Annotated in this window: 20 protein-coding genes; 8 read left to right on the top strand and 12 right to left on the bottom strand. The window is 72.5% G+C overall.

Going from position 1 to position 21,194, the window contains the following annotated elements:
* Positions 1-50 precede the first annotated feature (50 nt).
* From O7626_RS02360 to O7626_RS02340, 5 genes are all read right to left on the bottom strand, one after another.
* Positions 51-788, bottom strand: a complete 738-nt coding sequence (locus O7626_RS02360; protein ID WP_278058781.1) for an anti-sigma factor — start codon at positions 786-788, stop codon at positions 51-53.
* On the bottom strand, positions 788-1,480 hold the full coding sequence (gene sigK, locus O7626_RS02355) for an ECF RNA polymerase sigma factor SigK (RefSeq protein WP_278058779.1): 693 nt from the start codon (positions 1,478-1,480) through the stop codon (positions 788-790). Before sigK ends, O7626_RS02360 begins: the two co-directional genes overlap by 1 nt.
* 146 nt (positions 1,481-1,626) lie before the next feature.
* Positions 1,627-2,532, bottom strand: coding sequence for a Gfo/Idh/MocA family oxidoreductase (locus O7626_RS02350; RefSeq protein ID WP_278058777.1), 906 nt, complete (start codon positions 2,530-2,532; stop codon positions 1,627-1,629).
* Between the two features lie 125 nt (positions 2,533-2,657).
* On the bottom strand, positions 2,658-3,386 hold the full coding sequence (locus O7626_RS02345) for a hypothetical protein (protein ID WP_278058776.1): 729 nt from the start codon (positions 3,384-3,386) through the stop codon (positions 2,658-2,660).
* 104 nt (positions 3,387-3,490) lie between these two features.
* A complete protein-coding gene (locus O7626_RS02340; protein ID WP_278058774.1) occupies positions 3,491-5,782 on the bottom strand; it encodes a UvrD-helicase domain-containing protein in 2,292 nt (763 codons plus the stop codon).
* A gap of 241 nt (positions 5,783-6,023) precedes the next feature.
* Between O7626_RS02340 and O7626_RS02335 the strand changes: the two genes are divergently transcribed.
* Positions 6,024-6,389, top strand: coding sequence for a hypothetical protein (locus O7626_RS02335; RefSeq protein WP_278058771.1), 366 nt, complete (start codon positions 6,024-6,026; stop codon positions 6,387-6,389).
* A 79-nt stretch (positions 6,390-6,468) separates the two neighbouring features.
* Positions 6,469-6,828, top strand: coding sequence for a hypothetical protein (locus O7626_RS02330; protein ID WP_278066035.1), 360 nt, complete (start codon positions 6,469-6,471; stop codon positions 6,826-6,828).
* An 83-nt stretch (positions 6,829-6,911) separates the two neighbouring features.
* Here O7626_RS02330 and O7626_RS02325 read toward each other — a convergent pair whose 3' ends face one another.
* Positions 6,912-8,567: an alpha-amylase family protein gene (locus O7626_RS02325; RefSeq protein ID WP_278058769.1), complete on the bottom strand. Its 1,656-nt coding sequence runs from the start codon at positions 8,565-8,567 to the stop codon at positions 6,912-6,914.
* A gap of 188 nt (positions 8,568-8,755) precedes the next feature.
* On the opposite strand from O7626_RS02325, the gene O7626_RS02320 reads away from it, so the two are divergent.
* Entirely contained in the window at positions 8,756-9,418 is a 663-nt protein-coding gene (locus O7626_RS02320; RefSeq protein ID WP_278058767.1) for a DedA family protein, read from the top strand.
* 33 nt (positions 9,419-9,451) lie between these two features.
* Here the strand turns inward: O7626_RS02320 and O7626_RS02315 are convergent, their stop codons facing one another.
* The 3 genes from O7626_RS02315 to yidC form a co-directional block, all read right to left on the bottom strand.
* A complete protein-coding gene (locus O7626_RS02315) occupies positions 9,452-10,816 on the bottom strand; it encodes a cellulose binding domain-containing protein (protein WP_278058765.1) in 1,365 nt (454 codons plus the stop codon).
* A gap of 152 nt (positions 10,817-10,968) precedes the next feature.
* Complete coding sequence (locus O7626_RS02310) at positions 10,969-12,405, bottom strand: carbohydrate-binding protein (RefSeq protein WP_278058763.1); 1,437 nt, start codon at positions 12,403-12,405, stop codon at positions 10,969-10,971.
* A 64-nt stretch (positions 12,406-12,469) separates the two neighbouring features.
* Positions 12,470-13,255, bottom strand: a complete 786-nt coding sequence (gene yidC / locus O7626_RS02305) for a membrane protein insertase YidC (RefSeq protein ID WP_278058761.1) — start codon at positions 13,253-13,255, stop codon at positions 12,470-12,472.
* On the opposite strand from yidC, the gene O7626_RS02300 reads away from it, so the two are divergent.
* Positions 13,254-13,433: a hypothetical protein gene (locus O7626_RS02300; RefSeq protein WP_278058760.1), complete on the top strand. Its 180-nt coding sequence runs from the start codon at positions 13,254-13,256 to the stop codon at positions 13,431-13,433. The two genes, yidC and O7626_RS02300, sit on opposite strands and share 2 nt — an antisense overlap.
* A 166-nt stretch (positions 13,434-13,599) precedes the next feature.
* On the opposite strand, the gene O7626_RS02295 is transcribed toward O7626_RS02300, so the two are convergent.
* On the bottom strand, positions 13,600-13,959 hold the full coding sequence (locus O7626_RS02295; RefSeq protein WP_278058758.1) for a DUF6412 domain-containing protein: 360 nt from the start codon (positions 13,957-13,959) through the stop codon (positions 13,600-13,602).
* 149 nt (positions 13,960-14,108) lie between these two features.
* Here O7626_RS02295 and O7626_RS02290 point away from each other — a divergent pair, with 149 nt between their 5' ends.
* The gene (locus tag O7626_RS02290) at positions 14,109-14,867 is read left to right on the top strand and encodes a phage Gp37/Gp68 family protein (RefSeq protein ID WP_278058756.1); all 759 of its coding nucleotides are present in this window, start codon (positions 14,109-14,111) and stop codon (positions 14,865-14,867) included.
* 31 nt (positions 14,868-14,898) lie between these two features.
* On the opposite strand, the gene tcmP is transcribed toward O7626_RS02290, so the two are convergent.
* Entirely contained in the window at positions 14,899-16,080 is a 1,182-nt protein-coding gene (gene tcmP, locus O7626_RS02285; RefSeq protein ID WP_278058754.1) for a three-Cys-motif partner protein TcmP, read from the bottom strand.
* 329 nt (positions 16,081-16,409) lie between these two features.
* Here tcmP and O7626_RS02280 point away from each other — a divergent pair, with 329 nt between their 5' ends.
* The 3 genes from O7626_RS02280 (at position 16,410) to O7626_RS02270 (ending at position 19,714) form a co-directional block, all read left to right on the top strand.
* On the top strand, positions 16,410-17,639 hold the full coding sequence (locus O7626_RS02280; protein ID WP_278058753.1) for a glutamate--cysteine ligase: 1,230 nt from the start codon (positions 16,410-16,412) through the stop codon (positions 17,637-17,639).
* A gap of 14 nt (positions 17,640-17,653) precedes the next feature.
* A complete protein-coding gene (locus O7626_RS02275; protein WP_278058751.1) occupies positions 17,654-19,024 on the top strand; it encodes an FAD-dependent oxidoreductase in 1,371 nt (456 codons plus the stop codon).
* A gap of 69 nt (positions 19,025-19,093) precedes the next feature.
* The gene (locus tag O7626_RS02270) at positions 19,094-19,714 is read left to right on the top strand and encodes a DUF1707 domain-containing protein (RefSeq protein ID WP_278058749.1); all 621 of its coding nucleotides are present in this window, start codon (positions 19,094-19,096) and stop codon (positions 19,712-19,714) included.
* Between the two features lie 59 nt (positions 19,715-19,773).
* Here the strand turns inward: O7626_RS02270 and O7626_RS02265 are convergent, their stop codons facing one another.
* Complete coding sequence (locus O7626_RS02265) at positions 19,774-21,045, bottom strand: ArsB/NhaD family transporter (RefSeq protein WP_278058747.1); 1,272 nt, start codon at positions 21,043-21,045, stop codon at positions 19,774-19,776.
* Positions 21,046-21,194: the final 149 nt, after the last annotated feature.

The following is a 21,194-nucleotide window of genomic DNA, read 5'->3' as shown; positions in this document are numbered from 1 at the left end:
CGGCGACCTCACCAGGGATTCGGAGCCGGTCCTCCGCCAGACGGGTCCGGTCAGGTGATCGGCACCTCGGCCACGGTCGGCAGGGTCGGCCGCGCCGAACCCGCCGCCGGTTCCACCGTCAGGCCCAGCCCGTCGGCACCGCGTACCCCGGTGATCAGCCTGGCGGCGCTGGAGGCGTCGGCGGTCAGTACGCCCGCGTCGGCCGGCTGCCCGCCGCGCAGCAGCCACAACTGGTAGGCCCGGTCGGGTCCGGGTGCCGGAGCGCCACCGAGCAGCACCACACCGGCGTCCAGACTCTCCGAGGTGACCAGGCTGATACGCCCGCCACCGGTCACGGCGCCGCCGTGCAGCACCGCGTCCGGAGCGGCCAGCACCGAACGGATCCGATCGGCCTCGGCCCGGGCCGCCTCGGCGACCCCCCGCTGCTCGCGTACCCGCTGCTCCTGAAGGCTGTAGCCGAGCGCACCGGCGCCGGCGGCCAGGATGCCGGCGGCGACCGCCGCGGCCGTCCAACGACGCCACCGCGACAGGGCCGGCGAACCCTCCGGATCGGCGCGGCCCGGCAGGAGTTGCCGGGTACGCCGCACCCGGTCCAGCACCTCGGCCCGCATCCCCGGCGGCGGCACCGACCAGGTCGGCTCGGCCAGCCGGGCGGCGGTCTCCCGCAGTTCGGCCACCTCGACCGCGCAGGTGTCGCAGCCGGCCAGGTGCCGGGCGAAGGCGGCCCGCTCGACGTCGTTCACCGCGTCCAGGACGTAGGCGCCGACCAGCGCGTGGATGTCGGTCATCAGCGGGTCACCTCCACACCCAGGCAGTCGCGCAGCCGGATCAGGCCGTCCCGCATCCTGGTCTTGACCGTCGGCAGCGAGGTTTCCAGCAGCCGGGCAACCTCGGGGTACGTGTGCCCGCCGTAGTAGGCCATGGTGATCGCCTGCCGCTGCAACTCGGTGAGCGCGTCGAGGCAGCGCCGGACCTGCTGCTGTTCCAGCCTGGTGGTGGCCGTCTCCACCACGTCGTCGTACGGGGTCTGCCCGCTCGCGGCGGCGAGCCGGCCGGCCCGGTCCACCCCGGCCTGCTCGGTGCGGATCCGGTCGACGGCCCGGCGGTGCGCGATGGTGAACATCCAGGCGGTCGCCGAGCCACGGGCCGGATCGAACCGGCCGGCGGTACGCCAGATCTCGACAAGCACCTCCTGGGTCACCTCCTCGGCCTGGGCCGGATCGCGCAGCACCCGCCGGACCAGGCCGAACACCCGGGGCGCCACGATCTCGTAGAGCTGGCCGAAGGCCGCCTCGTCACCCCGGGCGATGGCCCGGAGCAGCCGGTCCGGCTCGCCGGCGCCATCGGTCGGTACGGTCCGGCCCGGCTCGCCGCCCCGTTGTGCCGGCACCGCCGAGAGCCGTTCGGGCCGGAGCCGACGCGGCTGCCCGGCCCCCTCGGTCGGATCCGACCGGTCGGTTCCCCGGTCACCCGGTTTCATGGTCGACAACCTCCCGTCCGGTGCCGGCATGGCACAGACGTTATTCGGCGCCACCGGCCCACCGGATGGGTCCGCCCTCCGACCACCTCCGGCCGCACCGGCCCCGTCGTCCGCGCGTTCGTGGCCGTGAGCCGGGCGGGTCGGTTTCAGGATGGCAGCGTGACCGTGCGGCCCTGGCCGCGAGCGGTCTCGGCGGCGGCGAGCACCGCGACCACCTGCCGGCCGAACCGGACGTCGCACTGCTGGTCGCGGGTGCCGCTGTCGACCTCCGTGCAGAGCTGCTCGATCGCCAGCCGGAGCGCGTCGACCGGGGTGACGTCCCGGTCCGGCACCACGCCGATCCCGTCCTCGCCGTGGAAGGCGTACTCGACGGCGGTCGAGGCGGGCGGCGCGTCCAGGGCCAGCGACAGGGTGCTGGTCGCCGCCTCGCCGTGCGCCAGTGTCAGGTGCACGCTGTTCCGGGGCCCGGCCATTGCGGCAACCTGTGTCACCGGGCCGAGCACCGGCAGGACCAGCGAGAGCGCGTGCGGGCCGACGTCCCAGAGCGCGCCGTGCTCGCGCCGCCAGGCCGATCCGCCGTACGGGTTGCCGGGCTGGAAGATCGACGCGTAGTGCACCCCCCGGGCGCCGTGCCAGCCACCGGTGACAGCCGCGCTGGCCAGGAAGGTGGCGATGGCCGGGTGGAAACGGTTCGTGAAGAAGACCACCGAGGCGATCCCGCTCTGCGCGGCGGCCGACACGACCCGGTCGGCGTCCGGCAGGCTCAACGCCAGCGGCTTGTCCAGCAGCAGGTGCCGGCCGGCGGTGGCGGCCCGGACCGCCAGGTCGGCCTGCACGTCGGGCGGCAGCGCCACCGACACCGCCTGCACGTCCTCGATCAGCGCGTCGGCGTCGGAGTAGGCCGGCACGCCGTACCGCTCGGCGAGCGCTGCCGTCTTGGCCGGGTCCCGGCCCCAGACCCCGGCGAGCCGGGTCCGAGGATGCCCGGCGAGCGCGGCGGCGTGCACCTCGGTGGCCCAGACACCGGTGCCGAACAGTCCGAACGTGAGCACGGAAATCTCCTCTTCGCGCCGCCTCGAGCAGGAGCTTCTTCCTAACACAACCGGAAGCTGGTGCAGGAAGAGACGCAGCCGTGCGCACACCCCACGCCGGGCGCCGGCGACCACCGCGGCCCTGGTCAGGACCCCCGCCGACGCCGCCGGGGCCGGCCGCCGTGCCGCTGGGTGAACCGCTGGACGGTGTGGTACGCCTCCCGCGCCTCGGCCACCGACCGGTTCGCCTCGGAGCGCAACTCCCAGGCGGCGGCCTCGGCCATCGCAACCTCCTGCTCGGCGCGCCGGGCCAGCGCGGCGGACCGGTCGTACGCCCGCCGCGCCTCGGCCAGCCGCAACCAGACCAGGTCGAGCTGCCGTTCCCGTTCCTCCTGGATCGGCACCCAGGTCCCGCTGCGCCGGAACACCTCGCGCAGTTGCGACAGCGACAGGTCGCCGCGCCGGTAGGCCGCCAGCGCCGCCCTGGACACCGCACGCTCCCGCTCCGGGTCCGGATCGGAGTCGGCGACCGGTGCCGGAACGGTGCCCGCCTCCCGGGCGGCGAGTACCGTCCGCCACACCCGGTCGTACTCCCGCTCCGCCGCCTCCTGGTCGGCCCAGGCCTCGTCCCGGCACCGCTCGGCCTCGACCAGCGCCACCCGGGCCGCGGTGGCCACGGCGGCGGCCCGGCCGGCGTCGGTCTGCACGGCCATCGCGTACGCCTCCAGCTCGGCCACGGCGGCGCGCAGCCGCGTCAGGTCGGGTCGGGGGCCCCTCGGCCGGTCCGCCAGCAGGGCGAGCACGAGCAACGAGAACAGCACCACTCCACCGGCGATCAGCAACGCGGAGCGCGCGTCGATGCCGGACAGGTCCACGCGGTGGGGCTCCCGGTGAGGTGGCGGTGCGGGGCGGCCCAATCATAGAAGACACTGATGTTCCAGCCATGATCGCCCGGTGCCCCCGCACCCGCCGGCCCGAGTCAGTCGCGCAGCGCCGGCGGCAGCGGCTCGCGGTGCAGCACGACCAGTCCCGCGACGGCCCGGGTCAGCGCCACGTAGAGCCGGTTTCCGCCCCGGGGTTCGGCGGCCACGATCTCGGCCGGCTCCACCACGACCACGTGGTCGTACTCCAGACCCTTGCAGAGGCTCGCCGGCACCACGGCGACGGACGGCAGGTCGGCGAGCCCGGCGGTGAGTTCGTCGGCCGTGTCGTCGGCGGCGATGACCGCCACCGTGGCGTCGGGCGGAGCCTGCCGGGCCGCTGCCCGGACGGCGGCGGGCAGGTCGTCCACCTGCCGCACCGACAGGCTGCCGCCGGCCCGGTACGACCGGGTCGGCGCGATGCCGGGGGCGAGCACCCGGGCCGCGAACTCGGCGACGACCCGGGGGACCCGGTAGCCGGTGTTCAGCTCCAGTGTGCGTACCTCGCGCTTGCCGAGCCGGGTGAGCAGTCCGGGCCAGGAGTCGGTGGCCAGCGGATGGGTTGCCTGGCCGAGGTCGCCGACCACGGTCATCGAGGCGTACTCGGCGCGGCGGGCGATCATCCGGCACTCCATCGGCGACAGGTCCTGTGCCTCGTCCAGGATCACGTGCAGGTAGGGGTCGTCGCCGGACGGCTCGTCGTCGGGTTCCGGCACCGGCAGCGGCTCGGCGAGCAGCGGCACGTAGCCCTCCTCGCCGTGCGGGTCGAAGCCGTCGGTCCAGCCGACCACCCGGTGACCCTCCCGCAGGATGACCGCCTCGGCCCAGCGCTGGGCGGCGGCGGTCGCGTCGTTGTCGATCCCCGGCCCGGCCAGCGCCATCGGGGTCGCGAGACCCGGCGCGTACAGCTCCCAGCCCTCGCGCAGCCCGCAGCTCAGCACGAAGGTCCGCACGGTCCGGGCGCCGACGCCCAGCTCGCGCAGCTGCCACTCCGGCTCCGGTGCCCTCGGCGCGGGAGGCGGCTCGCCGAGCAGCTGGGCCAGCTCGTCGAGCAGCGGCACGTCGTCGACGGACCAGTCGGCCGGCCGACGCCGGTAGGAGGCGGCGAGCAGTTCGGCGTCCCGGCCGTCGTCCAGCCCGACCACCCGGGCGGGGTCGGCGAGCCAGCCGAGTACGGCCGTCGGGGTCAGCACCGGCCACCAGGCCCGGAGGAACCGGTGGAACTCGCCGCGGTCCCCGACGTCCTCGGCGAAGAGGTCCCGGTCCAGGTGACTGCCGTGCACCCTGTCCCAGAGCGCGTCCAGCAGGGTCGCGGCGGCGGCCGGGCGGGCGGCGTTCGGCAGTGTGCCGGTCTCGGCGCAGCGGTCCCGTACCCGGGCGCGGGCGGCGGTCAGGTCGGCTCTGTCCAGGGTGAGCACCTGCCCGGCGTAGACGATCCGGAGCCGCTCCGGTGCGCTCGGCGGGGTCTGCCAGACCAGCTCGGCCAGTACGTTCCGGACCCGCTCGTCGCCCTTGACCCGGGCCACCTCGGCCCGCTCCCGCCGGGTGGCGGTCACCCCGTCGACGAGTTCGCCGATGGCCCGCAGGTGCACGCTCTCCTCGCCGAGCGAGGGGAGTACCCGGCCGATGTAGTTGGTGAAGACTGTCGACGGGCCCACCACCAGGATCCGACCGTCGGTGAACCGGCCCCGGTCGGTGTAGAGCAGGTACGCCGCCCGGTGCAGCGCCACCTGGGTCTTGCCGGTACCCGGCCCGCCGGTGATCAGGGTGACGCCCCGGGCGGGTGCCCGGATCGCCTCGTCCTGTTCGCGCTGGATGGTGGTGACGATGTCCCGCATGTGCGGGCCACGGGAGCGGCGCAGCGCGGCCAGCAACGCGCCCTCGCCGAGCACCCGCAGGTCCGCCGCGGCGTCCGGGGAGAGTACGTCGTCGTCGAGGTCGACCACCTCCGCGCCCCGACAGATGATCACCCGACGGCGTACCACGCCGAGCGGCTCACCCGGGGTGGCCCGGTAGAACGGCGCGGCGGCCGGTGCCCGCCAGTCGACGAGCAGCGGCTCGGTGCCCTCGCGTACGCCGAGCCGCCCGATCCGGTAGGTCTCGCCGTCGTCGAAGTCGAGCCTTCCGAAGACGAGTCCCTCGGCCTCGGCGTCGAGTGCCCGCAGCCGGGTGGCGGCCCGGTGGGCCATCGCGTCCCGTTCGACAAGCCCGGTGAGCGGGCCGGCCGCCGCCCGCTGCCGTCCCTCGTCGGCGACGGCGGCGGCCTGCTCCCGCAGTACGTCGAGTCGCGCGTAGACCCGGTCGACGATCCGTTGTTCGGCGGCGATCTCCTGCGTTCTGGCGTCGGACACAGTGCTCCCCCGGTGCGTCTGCGAAGTGGCTCCGGCGAGCATATGTACCGGTCAGGGCCGAGAAATCATCATTCGCGCCGACGCGAAGGGCTTGCCACGCCCGTAGGATGAAGATGGCAGCCGGAACGAGCCCCGTCACGGCGCCCTACTACGCCGGTTAGTAGACTGCCCGGGTGAGTCGAGACCGGTCCCGCGCCGCAGCGCCGCCGCCGCGCACCGGCATCCGCCCCGGTGCCGGCCGATGAACGACTTCCTGGTCGCCTCCTCGATCGTGCTGTCACTCGTACTCGCCGGCTGGAGCCTGGTGACGACGATGCGCAACCGGCCGCCGGACGTCTCGCACCTCGCCGGCCTGGCCGTGCTGGAGCTGGTGCTGCTCGCGCTCGCCGCCACCGCGGTGGCCGCCTGGATCGGCGGCGAGCAGCCCGCCGAGGCCGGCACCTTCGCCGGCTACCTGGTCACCCTGGTCTGCCTGCCGCCGCTGGCCGGCGTGCTGGCCCGGATGGAACCGACCCGCTGGGGCTCGGTGATCGTCACCGTCGTCTGCCTGGTGGTCCCGGTGGTCGTGCTCCGCCTGCAACAGACCTGGCAGCTGCCCGGTGGCTGAGCCGACGACCTCCGACCCGGCGACCCCGACCGGCCCCGGGCCAGCGCCCCGGCGGGTCAACAGCGGTCCGGGGCGGGCGCTGGTCGCCGTCTACCTCCTCTTCGCCATCGCGGCGAGCTGCCGGGCCGGAGTGCAGATCATCACGAAGTTCGGCGAGGCGCCGGTGGCCTACCTGCTCTCCGCGCTCGCCGCCGTGATCTACATCGTGGCGACCGTCGGGCTGGCGAAGGGCGACCGGGCCGGCCGGCGTACCGCCCTGGTCTGCTGCACCGTGGAACTCGCCGGGGTGCTCGGGGTCGGTGCGTTGAGCCTGTTCGACCCGGCCCTGTTCCCGGACGACACCGTCTGGTCGGACTTCGGCGGCGGCTACGGCTACGTCCCGCTGGTGCTGCCGGTGCTCGGCCTGCTCTGGCTGCGCCGCACCCGCCCCGCCAGCTGAGCGGGGCCAGCCGCCGGGCGGAACCGCCGGCCCGGGCGAGCCAGCCCGCTGGGCGAGCCGGCCGCCCGGAGCGGCGACCGCCGCTATTCGACCGCGCCCGAGCGGAACAGCCGGATCCAGCGGTAGCCGTAGCCGGCCAGCTCCAGCGCGTCGAGCTTGCCGACCGGCGGGTAGTCGCGGTCGGCGAACACGTCGTTCGGCATGTCCGCCTCCGGGAAGAGCGCGCCCAGGTTGACCACCGCCCGCCGGGTGCCGAGGTTGTGCAGGAAGAGCATGCAGCCGGTCGGGCCGTCCGCCCGGTGTGCCAGCACCCCGGGCGGCATCTCCTGGTCGACGTGGGTGCAGGAGCCGGAGCCGATCTCGGGGGCCTCGCGCAGGGTACGGATCATCCGCTCGAACCAGCCCAGCAGCGACGACGCGTCGTGCCGCTGCGCGGTGACGTTCACCCGCTGGTAGCCGAACTCCCCGTCGTCGATCACCGGGCGGACCAGCTTGTCGGCGGGCGCGCTGGAGAAGCCGGCGTTCGGCTTCCCGGACCACTGCATCGGGGTACGGATCGACTCCCGACCCGGCAGCGACAGGTCCTCGCCCATCCCGATCTCCTCGCCGTACCGCAGCACCGGGGTGCCGCGCAGCGAGAACTGGAGGGCGTACGCCAGCTCGATCCGGCGCCGGTCGTTGCCGAGCATCGGGGCGAGCCGGCGCCGGATGCCCCGGTCGTAGATCCGCATGTTCTCGTCCGGCCCGAACTGCTCGTACACCTGCGCCCGCTGCTCGGCGGTGAGCCGGGAGAGGTCGATCTCGTCGTGGTTGCGCAGGAAGGTGGCCCACTGCGCCCCCTTCGGCAGCGCCGGGGTGTCCCGCAGGCCGTCGATGATCGGTTCCGGGTCCTGCCTGGCCAGCGCCAGGATCATCCGGCCGTTCAGCATGAAGTCGAAGAGCATGTGCAGCCGGTTGGCGGAGCCGCCGCTGTCGCCGAAATAGACGCGGAGCTGGTCGGGTTCGACGTTCGCCTCGGCCAGCAGCAGCGCGTCGGCCCGCCGCCACTGGACGTGCTGGCGCAGCTCGGTCAGGAACTCGAAGTCCTTGGGCGAGTTCGGGTTGCCGGGCTCGGTCTGCTCGATGATGAACGGCGCCGCGTCGATCCGGAACCCGGCGACACCGAGCTGGAGCCAGAACGACATGATCTTCTTGACCTCGGCACGTACCGCCGGGTTGCCGAAGTTGAGGTCCGGCTGGAACCGGTAGAACCGGTGGTAGAACCAGGACTTCGCGGTCCGGTCGTAGCTCCAGGTCTCGTCCTGCTCACCTGGGAAGACCATGCCCTGGTGCCGGTCCGGCGGCTCCTGGTCCGACCAGACGTACCAGTCGCGGTACGGCGAGTCGGGCGACGAGCGGGCGGAGGTGAACCACGGGTGCTGGTCCGAGGTGTGGTTGACCACCAGGTCGATGATGACCCGGATCCCCCGGTTGGCGGCCTGGTGCAGCAGCTCCGCGAAGTCGCCGAGGGTGCCGAGCCGGGGGTCGACGCCGTAGAAGTCGGTGGCGTCGTAGCCGTCGTCGCGCTGCGTCGACGGGTGGATCGGATGCAGCCACAGGCAGGTCACCCCGAGCCGGGCCAGATAGTCGAGCCGGCCGATCAGGCCCTGGATGTCGCCGATACCGTCGCCGTCCGAGTCGGCGTACGTGTCGATGTCGAGGCAGTAGACGACCGCCTCCGCGTACCACCGGTCCGTCATAGCCGAAGCTCTTTTCCGATCGGCGGCGCCGGCAAACCGGATCGGCCGGCCGGGTCGCCGGGGTGGCGGGACGGCGGGTGTAACCGGGGCGGTCACGGGGTAACGAGTTCGCTTCACCCGGGGCTTTCCCTGAGCCGGCCGATGAGCCCTGAGCCGACCGTACGAGCCGACGAAGGAGTGGGTGCGCCGTGGCCCTCGCCCAGGACGTGGACCCTACGCAGGTCGGTGGCCTGACCGGCTGGATCGCGGGCGTGATCGACTCGCTGGGCGTACCCGGAGTGGGGTTGCTGGTCGCGCTGGAGAACATCATCCCGCCGGTGCCGAGCGAACTGGTGCTGGCGATGGCCGGCTACCTGGCCGGTGACGGACGGATGAACGTCGTCCTGGTGGCCATCTCCGCCACCGCCGGCTCGGTGCTCGGCGCGATGCTGCTCTACTGGCTCGGCGCGGCGCTCGGCGAGGACCGGCTCAAGCGCTGGCTCGACCGGATTCCGCTGGTCGACCTCGACGACCTGGAACGGGCCGACAGGTGGTTCGAGCGGTACGGCTCCTGGGCGGTGCTCTTCGGCCGGATGATCCCGGTGGTCCGCAGCCTGGTCTCGATTCCGGCCGGCGCCAACCACATGCCGGTGGGGCGCTTCCTGGCACTGACCACGCTGGGCAGCGGGCTCTGGAACGCGATCTTCGTCGGCCTCGGCTACTCGCTCGGGTCGCGGTGGCAGCAGATCGACAGGTACGCCGGCTACTTCGACTACGCACTGCTGGCCGTCTTCGCGGTGATGATCGGACTCTGGGTGGTCAAGAAGGTGCGGCGGCGGTCGGGCCGGCGCCAGGCCGCCGACACACGCTGACGGCCCGGCGCCGGGTGCGGGGTGCCGGTCGGCTCAGGGCAGGGTGGACAGGTGCGGGCGTACGGTCCGGGCGAAGTTGTTGCCGTTGCTGACGTCCCAGTTGATCGACCAGGTCATCGCGCCCCGGATGCCGGGGTAGGTGCGTGGCGGGCGGAAGCTGCCGCAGCTGGTCCCCCTGGCCAGGCAGTCCAGCGCCTGGTTGACCAGGCTCGGCGCGACGATGCCGCCGCCGGCCGCCCCCGGGCCGGCGGGCAGGCCGAGCGCCACCTGCTCGGGGCGGAGTCCGGCTTCGAGTTGCAGGCAGGCCAGCGCCGTCATGAAGTTGACGGTGCCCTGGGCGTACGCGAAGGACTGGTCGCAGCCGAGCATCGAACCGGAGTTGTAGAACTGGGTGTGCACGACGGTGAGGATGTCCCGGATGTCCAGCGCCAGTTTGAAGTACGACACCGAGGGCGACTGCATGTCGATGGTCTGCGGCGCCATCGTGATGATCAGGCCGGCGCCGACCCGGCTGCGCAGTGACCGCAGCGCCTGCGCCATGTACGTCGGGTTGAGCCCGTTCTCCAGGTCGATGTCGACGCCGTCGAAGCCGTACTGCTGGATCAGGCTGTACACGCTGTTGCTGAACGCGGTCGCCGAGGCGGCGTCGTTGACCGCGACCCGGCCGGTCTCGCCGCCGACCGAGAGGATCACCTTCTTGCCGCGCGCCTTGACGGTGCGTACGTCGGCGGCGAAGTCGGCGTTCGTGTAGCCGCCGACCGAGGCGGACAGTCCGGGGTCGATGCCGAAGGTGACCGCCCCGGGGGTGCTGGTCGCCTCGGCGAAGGCGACGGCGATCAGGTCGTACTCGGCGGGCACGTCCCGCAGCCGCAACTCGACGGCGGGGTTGTCGAAGTTGTGCCAGTACCCGGTGAGGAAGTGTTTCGGCAGCCCGGTCGCCGGCGGGTCCGTCGGCGGGGTGGTGGGCGGCGCGGTGGTCGGCGGCGTCGTCGGGGTGCTGCTGCCGCCGCAGGCCGCGCCGTTGAGCGTGCAGTTGGCCGGGCTGCCGGAGCCGGTGGCGAGAAAGCCGAACGAGACCGAGGCGCCGGGGGCGACGGTGCCGTTCCAGGACCGGTTGGTGAAGGTGTGCCGCTGTCCGGAGGAGGTCAGCAGGGCGTCCCAGTAGCTGCCCATGGTGGTGCCGGCGGGCAGGTCGAAGGCGACCGACCAGCCGTTGAGGGTGCCGGTCCCGCCGTTGGTGATTGTGTACTTCCCCTCCCAGCCGGTCCCCCAGTCGGCGGTCTTGACGAAGGTCGCGGTCGGCCCGGCCGCGTACGCCGGCAGCGCTCCCCAGGCGACGCCGACGGTTGCCACCAGGCCGGCGACTACGGACAGGACAAGGCTTCTGCGGCGTCTCATGTGCTCCTCCACCGGGGCGGTCGGGTAGGCACAGCCATCGACTGTCCGCTAATTATTAGGAAGGTTAACTGTTAAAGCAAGAGATGCCGGGGCAGGGTCTCTCGGCGCCGCCCGCCCGCGCGGAGACGCCCCGCCCCGGCACCTCCCCGCGGTCAGCGGCGGAAGGTGAACCAGTTGAGGTTGGCGAAGTCGGCCGGCTGACCACTGTTGAAGGTCAGGTAGACCGTGCGTACCCCGGTCACCGAGGAGACGTTGCCGGGAATCGACTGCCAGCTCTGCCAGCCGCCGGTGTTGCCGACCGACAGGCTGCCCAGCACCGGGCCGGTCGGGCTGTCCAGGCGCACCTGCACCAGGCCGCTCACCCCGCCGCCCGCACCGGAGGCGACCCGGACCACGAAGTCCCGGGGTGGCGTGCTGCCGAAGTCGACCCGGTCGTACCGGACCCAGTCGCCGTTGGCCAGCCAGCCGATGTTCTGGCCGCCCTCGCTGCACGCCTCGACCGCGACACCCTGCTGCCCGCTGAACGCCTCACCCTGGATCGTCGAGTACGCGCTGACCGTGCCGCCCGGAGGTGGCGTGGTCGGCGGCGGGGTGGTCGGCGGGTTGGTCGGGTTGCCACCGCCGCCCCGGCTGTAGACCGCGACGTAGTCGACGAGCATCGGCCGTCCGGAGACGGTCGCGGCGGTCGGGGTTGTGCCGCCGGCCACGCCGTTCGGGAACGAGCCACCCATCGCGACGTTGAGCAGCAGGAAGTAGCCCGCGTGGTCGGTCATCTGCGACCAGTACGAGCCGACCTGCGCCTGGGTGACGGTGTGGTACTGCTGGCCGTCGACGTACCAGCGCAGTTGCTGGGGGCTGACCGAGGCGTCCCACTCGAAGCGGTAGGTGTGGAACGCGGACTGGCAGGTCGAGCCGGGGCAGGCCCGCTGGGCGCCGATGCCGTTGAACTCGTTGCACGGCCCGCCCGGCGCGACGCCACAGTGCAGTACGCCCCAGACCGAGTTGATCCCGTTGACGTTCTCCATCACGTCGAACTCGCCGATCCCCGGCCAGTTCTGGTAGTTGCCCCGGTAGGGCGAGCCGAGCGCCCAGAACGCCGGCCAGTAGCCGGCCGCCTCCGCACCGGTCACGTTCGGCATCTGGATCCGGCCCTCGATCGCCAGTACGCCACCGGCCGGCGGCTTGAAGTTGCTGCGTACCGTCTCGATCCGGGCGGAGGTCCAGCCGCCGGAGGCGTTGCGCAGCGGGGTGATCCGCAGGTTGCCGCCGCCGTCGTGACTGACGTTCGCGGTGCTGTTGGTGTACGTCTGGATCTCCCCGGTGCCCCAGTTCGGCGGGCCGCCGGGATAGCTGGTGCCGGTGTCGATGATCCAGTTGGCCGACGAGGGCAGCGTGTTGGCGGCGCCGGTGAAGTCGTCGGCCCAGACCAGGCTCCAGCCGGAGGCTGGTGGCGGTACGGCGGCGCGCGCGGTCACGGTCACCGTGCCGAAGACCGTGGCGAGCAGGGTCGACGCGGCCGCCAGCAGCGCGAGCCGGCGTCTGGTGGTCCGGCCGGCGGGGGCCGGCCGGGCGGTCCGGGTGGTGTTCATGTCGGGGGCCTCTCTACGGGGGACGGAAAGCCCTACAGGGGACAGTGCGCGAGAGAGCGCTCTCTCAGGAGTTGTACGTGCCGGACCCTCCCGTGTCAACACCTGTCGATGCCCTACCTCGGCGCAGCACCACCTGCTCCACTGCGGTCCACGCGGTGGTGGTGACCAGGTACAGCACCGCCGCCAACGGCACGAACAAGGCCACCAGCACCGTCCCGTACGGCAGCAGCGGCAGCACCCTGGCCAGCACCGCCGCCCCCGGCACCTCGGCGGCACCCGCCGGCCCGGATGCCGCGGCTCGGCGCATCCGTCGGGAGGACCACCAGGCCAGCAGGACCAGTAGTCCGAGCAGTACCCCGAAGACCGGGCCGGCCGCCCCGGCCAGCCCGTCGCCGAGGTGCTGGCCGAGCGGCACCCCGAAGAGCCGCTCGGCCAGCAGTCCCGTCCCGGCCGACCCGGCAGCCGGGCCCGCCCCGGCCGCCGGCACGGCGAAAAGCCGGTACATCAGGAAGAAGAACGGGGCCTGGGCCAGCGCCGGCAACAGGTTGCCGAACGGTGAGACCCCGGCCTCCCGGTGCAACGCGACCAACTCGTCGCGCAGCCGGGCCGGCTGGTTCCGGTACCGCTGCTGGAGTTCCCGGATCCGGGGCGCCAATACGGCCCGACGCCGCTCGCCCCGGACCTGCGCCCAGCTCAGCGGGGAGATCGACAGACGTACTCCGACGGTGAACAGCACGATGGCGGCGGCGGTGGCGCCGACCCCGGCGACCGGTTCCACCAGGGCGGCGAGCAGTGCGACGGCGTGCGCGGCGGCGCCGACCGCCCCGTCGAGTGGTGCGAAGGCGAGCATGCGAGGACTCCTCGGTTCGATTCCGGAACGCCCGGACGGGGATGTGCCCCTGGTCCGGCGGGACGGCCCGACGTCAGTCCCCGGCCACCGGGAGATCACCGCCCAGCCGGTCGGCGAGCCGACGAGCCGGGACGACGTCGCACACGGTGGCGGCGGGGTGGACGTACGGGCGGACTGACGCGGGATCGACCGGCGCGGCATCGTGGAGTCGCACCGCTGGGCGGAATGCCGAATGCCTCCCCGAGCGGAATCTCCGCCGGGTGCGGTGCCGCCTGGGTGGAGCGCGCTCCGCTTCGCTGAGCGCGCCCGCTGGATGGGACGCCGCCGCTGACGGAGCGCTGCCGCTAACCGGCCGAGAGGTGCGCGGAGGGTGCTCGCGGCCGAGGGCGACCCGCCGCGTCGGGATCGAGCTGGCGGAGCGTACCGAGTCGCCGGGACCGCTGCCGGAACGTGGCGCTCAGGCGTACCCGGTCGACGCCGGTGTGCGGACCGGCCGGCAGCCGGCCGGCGAGGGCGACCGTGAGCAGCGAGGCCGCCGCCAGCACCGCGGCGCCGGCCAGCGACTCCACCGCCGGCCCGGTGGGCGTGCCGACCACGGCCAGCGCGTACGCCGACCAGCCGAGCGACACCGCCAGCCAGCCGAGCAGCAGCGCCACCCCGCCGGACGGGACCGCCCGGCCGGAGATGGGCCTCGATCCGCTCACCGGCACGGCGCCCAGGCTAGTCGGCACAGGCAAGCGGCAGCAGCAGGAACTCGGCGGTCTCCGGACGAACCAGATGTTGGTTCGGCCGCGACGCTTCACTTCCGTACGAACGTTCGACAGGATTGCCCGGTCGACGGAAGGACGCGAACGTGGCCGACAAGAGCGCTATCGAGTGGACAGAAGCGACCTGGAACCCCACCACCGGATGCGACAAGGTATCCGCCGGTTGTGACAACTGTTACGCGATGAGCCTGGCTAAACGGCTCAAGGCGATGGGTTCGCCGAAATACCAGGTCGACGGGGACCCGCGCTCGTCGGGACCGGGCTTTGGGGTGACCCTGCACCGATCCGCCCTCGACATCCCGCACCGCTGGCGCGAGCCGCGGGTCGTGTTCGTCAATTCCATGTCCGACCTGTTTCACGCCCGCGTGCCACTAGCCTACGTGCAGCAGGTCTTCGAGGTGATGAGACAGACCCCCCGCCACACCTATCAGGTGCTGACGAAACGGGCGTCCCGCATGGCCAGGCTCGCCAGCAGCATCGACTGGCCGAAGAACGTCTGGATGGGCGTCTCTGTCGAGAATCGCTCTCAAGTACACCGAGTTGACGACCTTCGGCAGGTACCGGCAGCCGTACGCTTCGTCTCCGCCGAGCCGCTTCTCGGTCCGCTGGGTGCAATCGATCTCGAAGGCGTGCACTGGCTCATCGCCGGCGGTGAGTCCGGCGCGGGATGTCGAAGGATGGCTCCCGAATGGGTGCGCGAGTTGCGCGACGGCTGCGCTGCGGCCGGCACCGCGTTCTTCTTCAAGCAGTGGGGCGGCCGTACCCCCAAGGCCGGCGGGCGGGAGTTGGATGGCCGCACCTGGGATGAGATGCCGGCAGGACGGGAACTGAGCGCCGTCGCGTGACCGTTGCTCGACGAGGACGTTGCCGGCACACTCATGGACGCCGGATCATCTCGGCCCAGAAGTCGCCCTTTCCACTGTTCGCTACCCGGTCGCCGGCCAGCAACTTGACAGCGGCCCGTACGTGCCGCTCCCAGGCCTGCCCCAGTGTCGTGCCGTAGACCTCCGGCACAGCGGCATCGAGCCGGAACGGACCCGTCTCGTCAAGAAGTCGGTCGATGTTACCGGCGATGATCTCTGTCCAGGCAGGTGCCGACTGCTTGACGTACTTTTCAGGAGTGACGAGTACCTCCTCCCCGAAGAGCGCCCCCTGCCCGGGCGCCTCGCCGCGCCGGACCATGTCGGTCTTCCAGGCCACCCACCAGTCCAGGCCGGCCCTGCCCAGCGTGTCGGCGAATGACCATGCGCCGGCGTTGTTGGCGGTGAAGAGAGTGAGTACGTACTTCGGCTGCAACTCCGATCGGGGGCGCACCGGCATGCTGATCGCCTGGTATCGAGTCCCAGAGGTCAGCTTGCTCTCGTAGATCTTGCAGACACGCAGCGCACTCTGGGTGGCGGTCTCCTCGTCACGCTCGTCGTGCACCCGGGCGAACTCGTCCTGCCACCAAGCGCCGCCGAGGAATCGATCCAGTTGCTCTGCGGTCTTCTGGTCGGCGGGTGTGAGCGCATCGCCGCGAGTGCGGGCCAGGTGCACCGCACGCCCCATCCGTGCCACCGCCAGAACGCTGAAATGCAGCAGCACTTCCGTTCGGGGCCAGGACGGTCGGCCGAGCAGATTGTTTCGGATCGACTCGAAGTCCAACGCGAGCCCGAAGGGATCAAGGAAGGCGAAGAGAGCGGCGCCGTCCGCGACAGTCAGCAACTCCGGCAGGTGGTCGCTCACCGAACCACAGCGGAGCACCCGGCGAGTGTTGCCACCCTTCGCGTCCAGGACCCTCCGCAGGTTGTCGAAGTTGTCCTCGTCCTGCTCCACGAAGAAGCCCAGCACGTTCCGGTACGTGCTCACGTACTCGGCGCAACGCGAAAGCAGCAAGGGCGATCCCGGTTCCCCTTCACCGTACTCACCGCGACCGGCATATCCGTCGAGGAACACGACCCGGTTGCCCGCGACATCCCGGCCGGTCCGCGAGGCGAAGACCACCGGATATCGCTTCAGGATTCCGTGCTTGAAAACCGCTGCCGCCCTCTTCGATGCGAAGAAGTCCCTCCCGGCCACGTACCCTCCCCAGGAACTACCAAAAGTGACGCCACGGTAGCGCAGCGATCAAGTCGCAGCGCACCACGGATGAGTGGGCAGTTCAGCCTGCGACCATCGCCGCTGGTAGGAGGCTTCTGAGCGAGAAGCCCGTCCGTGATCCGACAATTTCTCGGAACAGCCCTCACCACGGCGCCCCGCGGTAACCCGGACGGGCTGATGCCGCGATTGGTGCCCCCGGGGAGTTTCCCGGCATCGACACTGAGGGTAATGAACAACCGGTCGGGGCAGCGCCGCTGATCCGACCGAGTGACGGGTCGACCGAGTGACGGGCGGTGATGGTGATGGTGATGGTCGACGGACCGGCCACACCGGTGCGGGGCGGGCTGGCCGCACCTGCGGGGGACGGGCTGGTCACACCGGCCGGAGGCGGACGGGCCGTACCCGTGCAGGCTGCTGGACCGGACGCCGGAACGGAGCGGCTCACGGTCGGGGTCGAGGAGGAGTTCCTGCTCGTCGACCCGGCGACCGGCGCGGCGGCCCCGGCGGTGGAGGCGGTCCTCGCCGAGGTGCCGGACGAGCTGCGCGGGCAGGTGCAGCGCGAGTTCCAGACCAGCCAGATCGAGATCGGCACCCCGCCCGGCCTCGAACTGAGCGCGCTGCGGCACTCGCTCGGCCTGCTGCGTACCGGGCTGGCCGACGCGGCCGAGGCGGCCGGGGTACGGCTGGTCGCGGTCGGCACCGGCCCGGTCGACGGCCCGGTCCCGCCGCTGGTGGACAATCCACGGTTCCACCGGATGATCGAGCGGTTCGGGCCGCTCGTCCCCTCCCCCGGGGTCAACGGCATGCACGTACACGTCGGGGTGCCCGAGCCGGAGATCGCGGTGCAGGTGCTCAACCACCTTCGCCCGGCGCTGCCGATGCTGCACGCCGCCACCGCCAACTCGCCGTTCTACGCCGGCCGGGACACCGGGTACGCGAGCTGGCGCTCGGTGCTCTGGGAGCGCTGGCCGTCGGTGGCGCCGACGCCCTGGCTGGAGTCGCACGCGCACTACGAGAGCCTGGTCGACGAACTGATCGGCACCGGCATGATGCTCGACGAGGGCATGCTCTACTGGTACGCCCGGCTGTCGTCGAAGTATCCGACCGTGGAGATCCGGATCGGTGACGTCTGTCCGGGCGTGGACGACACGATCCTGGTCGCGGCACTGGTCCGGGCGCTTGTCGACACCGCGCTCACCGACATCGCGGCCGGCCGGCCGGCCCCCCGGATACCACACCAGATGTTGACGGCGGCGCACTGGCGGGCGGCCCACGACGGCCTGGAGGGGCTGGCGGTCGACCCGGTCGACGGCGGCCTGCGTCCCGCCTGGCGCCTGATGCGTCGGCTGTTCGACCGGCTCCGGCCGGCCCTGGAGCGGCACGGCGACCTGCCCCTGGTCACCGCGCTGCTGAGCCGCCTGCAGGCGCACGGCACCGGCGCCGCCCGGCAGCGGGCCGCGTACGCGAAGCGGCACGAGATCTCCGACGTGCTGGACGACCTGGTCCGGCGTACCCGGGGCGTCGCGCGGAATGGCTGAGAAGGACGACCGGGATGGCTGAGAAGCTGGTGGTGGTCGGCGGCGACGCGGCGGGGATGTCCGCCGCGTCGCAGGCACGCCGCCGCCGGGACGCCTCCGACCTGGAGATCGTGGCGTTCGAGCGCGGACACTTCACGTCGTACTCGGCCTGCGGCATCCCCTACTGGGTGGGCGGGCTGGTCGACGACGTGGACCAGCTGGTCAGCCGGGACCCGGCCACCTTCCGGAAGGACTTCCAGATCGACGTCCGGCTCCGGCACGAGGTGGTCGGCATCGACCTGGACCGGCGCGAGGTGGTGGCCCGGGACCTGGAGAACGGCGGGCGCGAGGTCCGGGAGGGCTTCGACCAGCTCGTGTACGCCGCCGGTGCCGTCCCCGTCACACCGGAGTGGGCCCGGACGGACGCCGCCGGGGTGTTCGGGGTGCAAACCCTGGACGACGGCGCCGCGCTCATCGACTGGCTGGACGGCGACCCGATGCCACGCAACGCGGTGGTGGTCGGCGGCGGCTACATCGGTGTCGAGATGGCCGAGGCGATGATCCAGCGCGGCCTGTCTGTCACCCTGGTCGAGCGGAGCCCGGAGCCGATGTCGACAGTCGACCCCGACATGGGCGCCCTGGTCCGCGAGGCACTGTGCGGACTGGGGCTGGACGTGCGCAGCGGGGTCGGCGTCACCGGGCTGGAGACCCGGGACGGCCGGGTCACCGCCGTGGTCACCGAGGACGGCACGCTGCCGGCCGACGTCGTGGTGCTGGGTCTCGGGGTACGCCCGAACGCCGCGCTCGCCGCCGAGGCCGGCCTGCCGATCGGCCCGACCGGTGCGATCCGGGTCGACCTGCGGATGCGGGTGGTGGACACCCCCGGCGTCTGGGCGGCGGGCGACTGTGTCGAATGCGTGCACCGGGTCTCCGGACAGCCGGTCTTCGTGCCGCTCGGCACGCACGCCAACAAGCAGGGTCGGGTCGCCGGGATCAACATCGGCGGTGGTTACGCCACCTTCGCCGGGGTGGTCGGCACCGCCGTGACCCGGGTCTGCGACCTGGAGGTGGGGCGTACCGGGCTGCGCGAGGACGAGGCGGCGGCGGCCGGCTTCGAGTTCGTCGTGGTACGCGTCGAGTCGACGAACCGGGCCGGCTACTACCCCGGGGCGAAGCCGATGACCGTGAAACTGATCGCCGAGCGGCGCAGTGGGCGGCTGCTCGGCGCCCAGATCGTCGGCCGGTCGGAGGCGGCGAAGCGGATCGACGTACTCGCCGTGGCGCTGTGGAACCGGATGACCGTCGACGAGATGTCCGGGCTGGACCTCGGCTACGCGCCGCCGTACGCCCCGGTCTGGGATCCGGTGCTGGTCGCCGCCCGCAAGGCGGTCGACGCGATCCGCTGATCCTCGGTGCTCGTTCTTCGGTGGTCGGGTTGTGACCGGGCGGGCCGCCGGCCGCTAGGCTGTGCGGCCATGGAGCGGGAACCGCAGGACGGGGCGGACCGGATCGACGAGGCCGACCGGTTCCGGGTCTCGGACCGGGAGCGGGAGCAGATCGTCGAGTTGCTGGGTACGGCTGCCGCCGAGGGCCGGCTGACCCTGGACGAGTACGCCGAGCGGGCCACCGCCGCGCACGCCGCCAAGACCCGGGGTGAACTGGCCCGGCTCACCGACGACCTGCCGACCGGCCAGCCGCCGGCTCCGGTGCCGGCCCGCCGGGCCGGGTCCGCCGTCGCCGGGCCGGCCCCGGAACGACTGGTCGCGATCTTCGGCAACGAGACCCGGAAGGGACGCTGGCCGGTGCCGGCCCGGCTGGAGGCCCGGTCGATCTTCGGCGACTGCCATATCGAGTTGCAGGACAGCACGATCCCGCATCCGGTGGTCACGATCGAGGCGACCGCGATCTTCGGCTCGGTGACGATCTTCGTACCGGAGGGGGTGGAGGTGCGGCTGACCGGTACGGCGATCTTCGGCGCCAAGGAGTCGAAGCTGCGCGGCGACGCCCCGCCGGGCGGCCCCGTGCTGGAGGTGCACACAAAGATCGTCTTCGGCTCGGTGACCGTACGCCCGCCGAAGCGCCGCTGGCTGGACTGATCCGCCCCAGATCGAACGCGTCCGGTGTCGCGCGGGCGGGCCCGCCCGGTGGACGGGCTTCAGGCCGCCTGGGTCAGGTGTAGGGCCGCCCAGAGCGCGACCACCCCGGCGAGCAGGCCGGCGGGAGTGCTGAGCACGCCGAGCCGCAGGAAGGTGCCGGTGGCCGGCGGCTCGTCGCGCAGGTGCAGGATGCGCCGCCAGAGCAAAGTGGCCAGCGAGCCGACGTAGTAGAGGTTCGGCCCGACGTTCACCCCGATCAGCACCGCCAGCACCAGGCCCGGCGAGTGGGCGACCGCCGGCACCAGGACCAGGGTGGCCGGCAGGTTGTTGACCAGGTTGGCCAGCAGCGCGGCGAGCCCGGCGACCGCGAGCAGCCCGAGCAGGTCGGCCCGGTGTGGGGCGAGCCGGTCGACCAGGTCGTCCAGCCCGTGCCGGCGTACCGCGAGGACGACGACACCGAGGGCGAGGACGAAGACGCAGAACAGCGGCTGCGCCTCGGCCACGATCCGGCCGGTGACCCGCAGCCGCTCCACTTTCCGGGTACGCGCGACAAGCGGCACCCCGAGCAGCAGCGCCCCGAGCCCGGCCACCCAGCCCGGGTGCAGGTGCACCGGCTCGGCCGCCACGAACCCGGCCAGTGTGGCACCGAGAACCCCGAGCGCATACCGGGGCGGTGGCACCGGCTCGACCGATCCGGGTCGGGTCGGGGCGGCCAGGTCGGCGCCGAAGAACCGCCGGAACACCAGGTACTCGACGGCGATCACGGCCAGCCAGGGCAGCGCCATGGTGGCGGCGAAACCGGCGAAGGTCAGTCCGCTGGCGGCGAAGGCGAGCAGGTTGGTCAGGTTCGACACCGGCAGCAGCAGCGAGGCCGAGTTGGCCAGGTGCGCGCAGGCGTAGACGTGCGGCCGGGCGCGTACCCCGGTGGCGGTGGCGGTGGCCAGTACTACCGGGGTGAGCAGCACGACTGTGGCGTCCAGGCTGAGTACCGCGGTCACCGCGGCGGCGATCCCGAACACCACCGCGAGCATCCGGGTCGCCGGACGCCCACCCCGGCCGCCCCGGGCGAACCGCGCGGCCACCGTTCCCGCGTACCGGAAGACGCCCCAGGCGTCGGCCAGGTACGCCAGCACGAGGATCGCGGCCAGGAAGCCGACCGTCGGCGCGAGTAGCGCCAGCTCGGCGCGGGCGGCTGACCACGGCACCAGGCCGACCGCGATCACCAGGAGGGCGGCCGGGAGCGCGACGGCAGCCTCGGGCAGCCGTCGCGGGCGCAGTACGGCGAACCCGAGTACCGCCGCCAGCAGCATCGCGGCGGTGATCGTCGGCATCAGGTCGGCAGCCTATGGCCGTCCCGCCCCGGCCGCCTCCGCTGGAACCGGGGATGTGTCCAGGGCAACCTCCGCCGGTCGGCTACCCGACCTTGACAACGAGCGGGGTTGGTTACATGGTTGGTTACATGAGTAATGAACCGACGAAG

Origin of the sequence: Micromonospora sp. WMMD1102 (assembly GCF_029626265.1) — a bacterium.
Lineage (GTDB): Bacteria > Actinomycetota > Actinomycetes > Mycobacteriales > Micromonosporaceae > Plantactinospora.
Note: the sequence above shows the minus strand (reverse complement) of the source record. Positions and strands in the feature narration are given on the sequence as shown.

What these genes read in the sequence shown, in the direction of transcription:
- O7626_RS02270 (WP_278058749.1), top strand. Translation starts at nt 19,094, where the DNA reads ATGGAGCGGGAACCGCAGGACGGGGCGGACCGGATCGACGAGGCCGAC.
- O7626_RS02325 (WP_278058769.1), bottom strand. Translation starts at nt 8,567, where the DNA reads ATGACGGACCGGTGGTACGCGGAGGCGGTCGTCTACTGCCTCGACATC.
- O7626_RS02280 (WP_278058753.1), top strand. Translation starts at nt 16,410, where the DNA reads ATGGTCGACGGACCGGCCACACCGGTGCGGGGCGGGCTGGCCGCACCT.
- O7626_RS02335 (WP_278058771.1), top strand. Translation starts at nt 6,024, where the DNA reads ATGAACGACTTCCTGGTCGCCTCCTCGATCGTGCTGTCACTCGTACTC.
- O7626_RS02310 (WP_278058763.1), bottom strand. Translation starts at nt 12,405, where the DNA reads ATGAACACCACCCGGACCGCCCGGCCGGCCCCCGCCGGCCGGACCACC.
- O7626_RS02300 (WP_278058760.1), top strand. Translation starts at nt 13,254, where the DNA reads ATGCGAGGACTCCTCGGTTCGATTCCGGAACGCCCGGACGGGGATGTG.
- sigK (WP_278058779.1), bottom strand. Translation starts at nt 1,480, where the DNA reads ATGAAACCGGGTGACCGGGGAACCGACCGGTCGGATCCGACCGAGGGG.
- O7626_RS02275 (WP_278058751.1), top strand. Translation starts at nt 17,654, where the DNA reads ATGGCTGAGAAGCTGGTGGTGGTCGGCGGCGACGCGGCGGGGATGTCC.
- O7626_RS02360 (WP_278058781.1), bottom strand. Translation starts at nt 788, where the DNA reads ATGACCGACATCCACGCGCTGGTCGGCGCCTACGTCCTGGACGCGGTG.
- O7626_RS02315 (WP_278058765.1), bottom strand. Translation starts at nt 10,816, where the DNA reads ATGAGACGCCGCAGAAGCCTTGTCCTGTCCGTAGTCGCCGGCCTGGTG.
- O7626_RS02265 (WP_278058747.1), bottom strand. Translation starts at nt 21,045, where the DNA reads ATGCCGACGATCACCGCCGCGATGCTGCTGGCGGCGGTACTCGGGTTC.
- yidC (WP_278058761.1), bottom strand. Translation starts at nt 13,255, where the DNA reads ATGCTCGCCTTCGCACCACTCGACGGGGCGGTCGGCGCCGCCGCGCAC.